Source organism: Thermodesulfovibrionales bacterium (genome assembly GCA_035622735.1).
GTDB lineage: Bacteria > Nitrospirota > Thermodesulfovibrionia > Thermodesulfovibrionales > UBA9159 > DASPUT01.
The window spans coordinates 1-8,885 of record DASPUT010000105.1; the positions used below are offsets into that span (position 1 = coordinate 1).

An 8,885-nucleotide genomic window follows, 5' to 3' on the forward strand; every position below is an offset into this window, starting at 1 on the left:
GATGACATAACCTTTGCCACGGGATTCGACTTCGCCGCAGCCCGCAGCGTAAAGATTCTCGGTGAGCTCTATGCAAAGAAGAGTTACTCGGGAAGCCTGGACAGACTCGAATTGCGCTTCGGCACCAGGATTCTCACTACGGAAAATATCTTCACGACACTCGGGGCCGGATACGACTTAAAGAATAGAAGCCCTGAATACCGGATACTGTTTTCCGTGAGCTATCTCTTCCCTCTAAAGAAGAAGGAAATTGAGAAGATTGAGGAAGGAGGCGACTGATGTTTGACCTGGGGATTCAGGAGCTCATCGTCATTTTCGTCGTTGCGCTCATCGTCTTCGGACCGAAACGTCTGCCCGAACTCGGGAAGTCTCTCGGTAAAGGGATGCTGGAGTTGAGAAAAGCGCTCCAGGGTATGAAGGAACAGATGGACACGGAGCTCGACACAACACCAAAACCCGGAGAAATTACCGCGCCCCCCATCGATGAGCAGAGGGATGAAAAGCCCGGAACGACAGGGGCTGACCGGCAGGGGGAAAAGGATCGTGAGATGGAAAGGAAGGACGACACCGTAAATGGCCGATGAAAAACTGCCGTTCACAGAACACCTCTCGGAGCTCAGGAAGAGAATCATCGTTTCGCTTGTCGCCCTTCTCGTCGGGTTTCTCATCTCCTTCGGTTATTCCGAGGAGCTCTTCAAGGCGCTCATCTTCCCCCTGAAATTCGAGATAGGCTTCACCCTGAAGTATCCCTTTCTATCGCTTGTGCCCTCCAAGATTCAAAACCCCTCCCTGGTCTTTCTCGCGCCCGCAGAGGCATTCTGGATGCACCTGAAGGTCGCCTTCGTCGCAGGTCTCGTCCTCACCCTTCCCGTTATTTTCCATCAGCTCTGGAAATTTGTGTCACCAGGATTGCTCGTGAAGGAAAGAAAATATATCCTGCCTTTCGTGGGAAGCGCCACGATACTCTTCTTCATCGGTGCCGGGTTCTGTTTCCTCTTCGTGCTCCCCTTCGCCATGAGCTTTCTCCTCACCTATAAGACCGGGTCCATGACACCGATGCTCTCAGTCGGCAGTTATGTGGACTTCTGCCTCAAATTCATCCTCGCCTTCGGCGCCGTCTTCGAACTTCCCATCGTCATCGTGTTCCTGACGCGTATGGGAATTGTGACTCCGAAGGCCCTAGCAAAAAATAGAAAATATGCGGTTCTCGCCGCATTCATCATCGCCGCGATTCTCACCCCCACGCCTGACGCCTTCAACCAGACTCTCATGGCCGTCCCCATGATCGTGCTCTACGAAGCCGGTGTCCTCGTATCTCGGCTATTCGTGAAGAGGAGGGAAGAGCGTGTCTAACGTCCGGGGCAAAAGTCTCAAGGCGATGGCGAGGGACATAGCCGAAGGGTATGTGACGGTGAACCCCCTCTTCCTGAAATCCTTCGACAATGAAACCTTGAAAGAATTCTACCACGAAGTGATGAAGACTCAGGGCGAAGTGCGTGGTGAGAAGTTTCCCCACAACGACGTCATGGAGATCCGTTTGAGGAATCTGCGCCTCCAAAGACTGCATTCTTCTGCGATGATAATTCGGAACTTCGCCAGGGCGAGGAGAATCCCGCTCATTTGACACCCATGAGAATCTGTGTTATGTTTTTCCATGGAAATCTCTGAGGAAATAAAGGGAGCAAAAGACATAATCCAGGCCTTCCTGAAGGCGAAGAAGACCGTCAGGATGTATCCGGAGAACAACCCCGTCTATACGAAGACGATCGATGAAATCTTTTCGCGTTTTACCGACTTTTTTGCCTGGCGCGAAGAATTCCGTTTGAGAATAAAACAGCACGAGCTCTTCTTCGATGCCGAGATGGTCTACCAGAACCCTGAAAAAGAGGATAACCTCGCCCTCTTCCTCTTTAAGGACGGCCTGAGGGAATTGAGCTTTAAGAAGAACCTGTCCAAGCAGGAGCTGGAGGAGTTCCTCAAGATTATCGCGCTCGACTTCGACAGAGAGGCGGCTGACGACGACATCGTAACCCTCCTTTGGGAGAGGGACTTTCAGGATATCCAGTACGTTGTCGATGAGGCCTTTCTCACGGAAGACAATGATTACGAATCGGATGCGATCGAGGAGATAAAGAGTAAGGCTCCAGAGACCGACAATCTTCTCAAGGCGTATACCGACGCCTTCAGTGCGGAGGATGTTTCGAGCATTTCGATCGTGAACCTTTCCGATAAAGACCTTCAGCAGCTCGTCAGGGAGATAGAGAAAGACCTGGAAGACAAGACCGGGAAGCTCTCTGAAATACTGTTCGAGATGCTCCACCACGCTGAAAGCCCGCCTGAATTGGAGGACATCTATCATTTCCTTTCGGATATCATTCTCTATTCTCTCCGGCAAGGAGACCTGAAGACCGTAGTGACAATGCTGAAAAGGGCGCAGGCCGTTGCGGAATCGCCGTCCGTCTCAAAGGAGTCAAAAACCAGGATGAAAGGCCTTGCCGATATCGTCAACTCCAGGGACTCACTCATGCATCTCGGCGCGATCCTCGATTCTTCTGAGGCAATTGACGAAAATCTCCTCTCTGAATTTACGTCCTTTCTCGACAAGGTCGCGATAGCTCCGCTCATATCGCTCCTCGGCGACCTCGAGAGCATTCATGGAAGAAAGCGGATCATTGCCATCCTCATCAGCCTCGGGAAGAAAGACCTCCAGGCGCTCGCGAAGGGCCTTCAAGACTCGCGGTGGTATGTCGTGAGAAACATCATCTATGTCCTTCACCGCATAGGGGACAAGAAGGCCGTCGAGTATCTCCTCAGCACCGCCCGTCATGCCGATGTACGGGTCAGGAAAGAATCCATTAAGGCCCTGGGCGAACTCAAGAGCCCTCTTGCTTTGCAGACGTTGAGAGACTGTCTCGATGATAAAGACGACTCGATAAGGAAGATGTCCGCGAAGGCGCTCGGGAGTATCGGTTCTGAGACTGCGAAGAGGATACTCATCGAAAAGGTTTCAGGGAAAGATTTTAAGGCACGGGATTTTGAAGAGAAGAAAGAATTCTTTGAAGCCCTGACCCGCTGGAAGGACGCCGAAGTGACGGATTTCATGATGAAGCTTCTCAAGAAGCGGTCGCTCTTTAAGAGGGCCCGTTCCGATGAGGACAGGGCAGCCGCAGCACACTACTTCGGCCTGATAGGCAGCAGGGACGCGCTGCCGGCATTGTCGGCTCTAAAGGATTCAAAGAACGAACTTGTGAGGGAATACGTGAACTCCGCCCTGAAAAGGATAGATTATGGCAAATAAGGAGACATCGGGGTCGGTAGCAAATCCGAAGGACATCATCAATCAGCTTGCCGTCATCATCAGGTCCTCCCAGATTCATGACGCCGGCAATGTGGCCATTCTGACCGCTATCGACCGCTTATGTTCGATCGTGAACCCCATCCTCAATTCCGGTGATACCCTCACCCTTGAGCTCGGCGGCGAGTTCTTTTACCTGAATGACACGAGGGTGAGGTACTCTATGGAATACCTCTTGAATTTCGATTTTCTGATCAGAGAGTTCAGGAAACGCGGACTGGGAAGTATCATCATAAACAGCCCGTTAACCCCCGGTGACATTCAGCGCTTCTTGAAGGCGTTCTTCGACGCATCCTTCTCGACGGAATCGTTTAAGACCCTCTCGGAGGGCATCGCCGATATCCATTCCCTCTCCGTAGGACCGCTGAAGAAGATCAGGGATGAAGGCGAGTACGACATCAGACGGTTCGTGAAAAAGACCTATTTCAATGCGGTCTCCTATACAAAAGGGGTCATCACGAAAATACAGTCAGGAGAAAAAATCAGCATCAAGAAGGCGAAGCGGGTCGTGGAATCGATGGTTGACATGATCCTTGAAGAAGAAGAGATGCTCGTGGGCATGACCGCGATAAAGGATTATGATGAATACACCTATCACCATTCAGTAAATGTGAGCATCCTCTCCGTCGCCCTGGGCCAGAGGCTCGGGCTGAACAGGAAGGCTCTCACCGAAGTCGGACTCGTCGCCCTGTTTCATGACATCGGAAAGATCGAGGTTCCCGCTGAGATACTGAACAAGCCGACGAACTTTACCGATGACGAGTGGAGAATCATGAAACGGCATCCCTTCTGGGGTGTGAGGGCGATCCTGAAACTGAAAGGTCTCGACGCGACATCCGTCAGAACCGCCATCGTAGCCTTTGAACACCACCTCAACTACGATCTGTCGGGCTACCCGAGACTCAGCAGCCCGATAGAGCTGGACTTTTATTCCAAGATAGTGAGTCTCGCAGACCAGTATGACGGCATGACATCGTCTCGGGTCTATTCCAGGATACCGATGGCGCCCGACAAGGCCCTGAGCATCATGATGGAGCGTGCGGGGAGCCAGCTCGATCCGGTCATCTTCAAATTCTTCATAAACATGATCGGGGTATTTCCGATCGGCACCCTCGTGCTTCTCGACTCAAAGGAACTCGGGCTCGTATTTGGCTGTAACTCGATGTTTCCGGACAGACCGAGAGTACTCATCATTATGGATAGCAAAGGCACCAAAGTCGAAGGCCACGTTGTCGATCTGACCGAGAAGGACGCAAGCGGAAATCACCCACGCAGCATTATCAAGACCCTTGACCCGAACAAGTACCGCATAAACCTCGCGGAATACCTCCTGTAGAAAAAACCGGGGACGAAGAAGCGCTCACCGGCGGAGTTCTCTCAACGGACCGCTCTCTTGAGCGGCAGACGTCTCACTTCTGTTCCGGAACAGCAAAGGCAGCGCACCGGTAGAGATCTTTGCCTCGAGCGTCCCCAAGGAGTTTCGCCCGGTATCTGCATCCCCCCCTGCATAACTCCCTCACCGCACAATCGCATTTCAGTTCTCGGAGGGCAAGGGGGCTGATCCTGCTCCAGCAAGTTTCAAGACCCTCGGCAATATCGCCTACGGAAGATTCCGAATGGAAAGCACACCGTGCGACCTTACCGTCGGCCATCACGGATGCCAGATGCAGCCCGCACGCAAAACCCTCTCCTCCGCCGTGAAGCCCCTCTCCGAAACCATATCTCAGATACCTTCCCGCGACCTCCGGGCTCACCTGCAATGAGGGATGGTGCACGAGGTTCCCCGCCCCGCACGGGACATCGACCGTCCACTCCCTCACTCCCTTTTCCCTGAATAGCCGCTCCATCTCTTCAAAATCATTGAGGTTCGCTGAATGCACCATCGTCGAAACAGAGACGTCTATGCCGGAATCGCGAACCTCATCAAGGGCGTTCATCGTCTTTCTGTAGGCACCCTTTCCCCTCAGCGCATCATGTCCAATCTCGAGTCCGTCCACGCTCATCTGTATTTCGTCCACGTGGAGAGATCTCAGGGTTCTCCTGCCGAGCAGCGTTCCGTTTGTAAGAAGTATCTTGCGGAACGCGTAATCCGGAAGAGCGTCGTTCATCTGCCGAAAATCCCTGTGAAGGAGCGGTTCACCTCCGGTGATCAAGAGCCTCAACCCCTGCGCTTCCTCGAATTCGCGCAGTACCCTCATGATCTTGTTCAACGGCAGTTCCCGGTTCTCCGGAGGCCCGATGTAGCAATGTCCGCACCGGAGATTGCATCTTCTCGTTATCTGGAGTTCGAGGTACCGGAGAGAGGGTCGGGGGGATTTCCTGAGAGTAGGTCGTTTCATGCGCGTCCCGACAGTCGTGAGGATTCCCTCATTCAAGGCATAGTCGAGAAAGGCACGATCGCTTTCGTCAACCTCGCAACCCCCTGCGGAGGCAGCTCTCTCGAGAACGGCAAAGGCGGGTTCGTCGAGCTCGTAGAGCTCATCCTTTGGGATGTGATAAACCGCTGGGACTTCGAGCCATTTCAGGCTGCATCTCGGAGAGAGAAAATAATTCATTTTTTATTATACCGAAAAAGAGGAGAGCCGTTATTAATGACGTGCAGAGGGGAGAGCGCTTGTTCTTTTTATGGTAAAATCCCTCATGGATTTCTTCGACGTCGTCTTTCCCGTTAATATGGGCCCCCTCACTTACCATTGGCTGGCGTCCCGCGGAAGAATTTGCCCCGGCATGATCGTGACTGCAGAGGTGAAAAAGAGCGCCCAGTACGGAGTTGTTCTCGGCAGGGCGTCCGGGCATCCGGGAGGACCGAGCAAGGAACTTCTCGATGTCGTTTTCGATAGGCCTGTGATGAGCGAAGCCCTGATCGGCCTTCTCCGGTGGATGGCAGATTACTATCTCGTGCCTGAAGGGATCGTCCTCAAGAGCATGGTCCCCTTGGAGTATTTCAAAATAGGGAAGACGAAAAGACAGACAAGAGCGAGGCCGGTTGACACAATGCCACCGCCAGGGCTTGCGCTCCCTTCGATCTCGCCGGACGTAGTAGCTCAGCTCCGGACATCTCTCTCCAGGGGCTCCTATATGACTTACCTTCTCAATGCCCCGACACTTTCCCATGAGATAGCTTACAGCCTTGAGGTTGCGGGGGGAATCGGGAACGTCATAATCCTTGTGCCGGAGATAACGGATATCGGAAGACTGTCGCCTTTTCTGAGAGAACTCGTTGGTGACAGGTTGACCATCCTCCACGGAAGGTTGTCTCGTGAAGAGAGGAGGCGGGCGATGGAGCGCATTTTCTCGGGAGCTTCGGATATCGTCCTCGGGACGCGGCTCGCCGTTTTCGCCCCTCTCCGGTCGGTCTCCCTTCTCTGCGTTCTCCAGGAACACGACCGTTCCTACAAGAGCCCGGAAGGAGTTCGCTATCATGCCCGGGACGTGGCGGTCATGCGCGGGTATCTCGAAAAAGCTACGGTCATGCTCTCCTCTCCTACTCCGTCGATGGAATCATTCTTTAACACCGTGAAGAAGAAATATATCCTCCTGACGCCTCCCGAACGGGTCGAGAGGCCGCGGATAGAAGTCATAAACCTGAAGACCGCAAAAAAGGTAACCCCCTATCTTTCTCGAAGGGCGGTGCAAGCAGCGAAGGTCTGCGTCGAAGGACAGGGAAGAGTCCTCTTTTTTCTCAACCGAAGGGGGTACTCCCTCATACAGTGTGCAGAGTGCAGCGATATCCGGTCCTGCCCCGAGTGCGGGATTCCCCTTATCTACCACAAAAGCAAGGGACTTCTTGAATGCCATTACTGCACCCTCACGGAACGCCCGTCAAATACCTGTCGAAGGTGCAGCGGCACGCGCCTCGAGACGATCGGAGCCGGAACCCAGCGTATAACTGCGGAAATAACAAAACACCTCCACGTCGAGCCATTGAGGATCGACACGGACTCGATTCGCGACGAGCCGCGACTGAGGCGTCTCGCGGACGTGGCAGCGGGAGAAAAGATCGTCGTCGGCACAAAGGCTCTAACGGGACGGCTCGGTGGGGGAGATGCGTATAAGCTCTGCGTTTTCCTGAATCCCGATATCGGTCTCCATCTGCCTGATTTCAGATCGGCAGAGATCCTCTTTCAGGAAATCGTCGGAATATCCGAATGCGTACTGTCTGACGGCCTCATCATTATTCAGACGAAGATGCCGGGCAATGACGTCTTCAGGTACCTCAAGAGCTACTCGTTCACCGACTTCTTGAAAGAGGAACTTTCACGACGTAAGTCGCTCTCGTACCCTCCGCTTTCCCGAATCATCGTGATAACCGTCACATCGAAGGACGATGCGAGGAATGCGCTCGAAAAGGCCCTTCCCCCTGAAGACGACAAGATCGAAGTCATCGGTCCCCTCGATCTCTCAGGGAAGACCGCCCGCGCCTATAAAATGATCCTGAAATCGCAGGCAAGAGAAAGGCTTCGTCACTATGCCAAGGAGTTCCTCATGAACCTGAAGCGGGAAAAGGGGATGCGGGTCATCGCTGACGTCGACCCTATATCACTCTAGGGTGTTTCCCGGTTCTCAATATAATTCTCGCACGCTCGATGTCTTTCATGATGCTTGCCTTCAAGGTGGGGATATCGGGGAAGGTCTTCTCATCCCTTATGCGGTCGATAAAGTGGACCCTGAGAACCCTCCCGAGGATACGCTCCGAGAAATCGAAGATATGGATTTCGTAGCTCATCTCCGCATTGCCGAAGGTAGGGTTCTTCCCGATGTTCGCCACTCCGTCGAGAAGGGCCCCTTCATATCCCACCTTGACCGCATAAACCCCTTCTCTCGGGACAAGGTCGTTTCCCGTAGCAATATTCGCCGTCGGCACATTGAGGAGACGCCCTCCCCTGCCGGCACCCGGTATGACCTTCCCTTCAATCATGTAGGGCCGTCCGAGAAACCATGATGCCTCGCATACCCTTCCCCTGCCGAGAAGACTCCTCACCCTGCTGCTGCTCACGACGTCACCGCACAGCCGCGCACTCCTCACTACCTTAACGGAGAAACCGTATTTTTTCCCTCTCCGCCTCAGGATCTCCGGCGTTCCTCGTTTCCCCTTACCGAATGAATAATTGTGGCCGACGACAACCTCCCGGGCCCCGATCTTTTCCGTAATCACCTCCCGGAGGAAATCATCGGGCTCCGTATTTGCAAACTCTTTCGTGAAGGTTATGCAGAGGAGCACGTCGATGCCAAAATGTTCCATGAGCCGGGATTTCTCCTCGAAGGAGGAGAGCACCCGTAACCCCCGCTCGGGGAAGAGCACCCGCACGGGATGGGGCTCGAAGGTGATCGCCATGGCGGTCCCGTTCACGTCCCTCGCCCTCTCCACAACAGAGGAGAATATCTTCTGATGCCCCCTATGCACGCCGTCAAAGTTCCCTATGGTGAGGATGACATCCCTGTATTTCTCTTTCAGCCCCTCCAGCCCTCTGATAAGAATCATCGCTTACCCCGCTGCTGTACCGCCTTCAGATCATCGAGAAATATCCGG

Annotated in this window: 9 protein-coding genes; 7 read left to right on the plus strand and 2 right to left on the minus strand. The window is 53.6% G+C overall.

What is annotated here, in order from left to right:
- The 6 genes from VEI96_06010 to VEI96_06035 all read left to right on the plus strand — a co-directional run.
- A partial coding sequence (locus VEI96_06010; GenBank protein ID HXX57536.1) for a hypothetical protein occupies positions 1-279 on the plus strand: 279 nt, incomplete at its 5' end.
- Positions 279-584 carry a twin-arginine translocase TatA/TatE family subunit gene (locus tag VEI96_06015; protein HXX57537.1) on the plus strand — a complete coding sequence of 102 codons (306 nt, stop codon included), beginning with the start codon at positions 279-281 and terminating at the stop codon, positions 582-584. The genes VEI96_06010 and VEI96_06015, both read left to right, overlap by 1 nt.
- On the plus strand, positions 574-1,353 hold the full coding sequence (gene tatC / locus VEI96_06020) for a twin-arginine translocase subunit TatC (protein HXX57538.1): 780 nt from the start codon (positions 574-576) through the stop codon (positions 1,351-1,353). Before VEI96_06015 ends, tatC begins: the two co-directional genes overlap by 11 nt.
- Positions 1,346-1,624: a hypothetical protein gene (locus VEI96_06025; GenBank protein HXX57539.1), complete on the plus strand. Its 279-nt coding sequence runs from the start codon at positions 1,346-1,348 to the stop codon at positions 1,622-1,624. Before tatC ends, VEI96_06025 begins: the two co-directional genes overlap by 8 nt.
- Positions 1,625-1,654: 30 nt before the next feature.
- Positions 1,655-3,298 (plus strand): HEAT repeat domain-containing protein, encoded by a 1,644-nt coding sequence (locus VEI96_06030; protein HXX57540.1) that lies wholly within the window; start codon positions 1,655-1,657, stop codon positions 3,296-3,298.
- Positions 3,288-4,691 (plus strand): HD-GYP domain-containing protein, encoded by a 1,404-nt coding sequence (locus VEI96_06035; GenBank protein ID HXX57541.1) that lies wholly within the window; start codon positions 3,288-3,290, stop codon positions 4,689-4,691. The genes VEI96_06030 and VEI96_06035 overlap by 11 nt, the downstream gene beginning before the upstream one ends.
- A gap of 73 nt (positions 4,692-4,764) precedes the next feature.
- On the opposite strand, the gene VEI96_06040 is transcribed toward VEI96_06035, so the two are convergent.
- On the minus strand, positions 4,765-5,910 hold the full coding sequence (locus VEI96_06040; GenBank protein ID HXX57542.1) for a radical SAM protein: 1,146 nt from the start codon (positions 5,908-5,910) through the stop codon (positions 4,765-4,767).
- Positions 5,911-5,980: 70 nt separating this feature from the next.
- Here VEI96_06040 and priA point away from each other — a divergent pair, with 70 nt between their 5' ends.
- Positions 5,981-7,903 (plus strand): primosomal protein N', encoded by a 1,923-nt coding sequence (priA, locus tag VEI96_06045; protein ID HXX57543.1) that lies wholly within the window; start codon positions 5,981-5,983, stop codon positions 7,901-7,903.
- Here the strand turns inward: priA and VEI96_06050 are convergent.
- Entirely contained in the window at positions 7,890-8,837 is a 948-nt protein-coding gene (locus VEI96_06050) for a bifunctional riboflavin kinase/FAD synthetase (protein ID HXX57544.1), read from the minus strand. The genes priA and VEI96_06050 overlap by 14 nt on opposite strands.
- Between the last annotated feature and the right edge of the window lie 48 nt (positions 8,838-8,885).

Coding starts and splice junctions, on each gene's coding strand:
- VEI96_06015 (HXX57537.1), top strand. CDS start 279: ATGTTTGACCTGGGGATTCAGGAGCTCATCGTCATTTTCGTCGTTGCG.
- tatC (HXX57538.1), top strand. CDS start 574: ATGGCCGATGAAAAACTGCCGTTCACAGAACACCTCTCGGAGCTCAGG.
- VEI96_06030 (HXX57540.1), top strand. CDS start 1,655: ATGGAAATCTCTGAGGAAATAAAGGGAGCAAAAGACATAATCCAGGCC.
- VEI96_06035 (HXX57541.1), top strand. CDS start 3,288: ATGGCAAATAAGGAGACATCGGGGTCGGTAGCAAATCCGAAGGACATC.
- VEI96_06040 (HXX57542.1), bottom strand. CDS start 5,910: ATGAATTATTTTCTCTCTCCGAGATGCAGCCTGAAATGGCTCGAAGTC.
- priA (HXX57543.1), top strand. CDS start 5,981: ATGGTAAAATCCCTCATGGATTTCTTCGACGTCGTCTTTCCCGTTAAT.
- VEI96_06050 (HXX57544.1), bottom strand. CDS start 8,837: ATGATTCTTATCAGAGGGCTGGAGGGGCTGAAAGAGAAATACAGGGAT.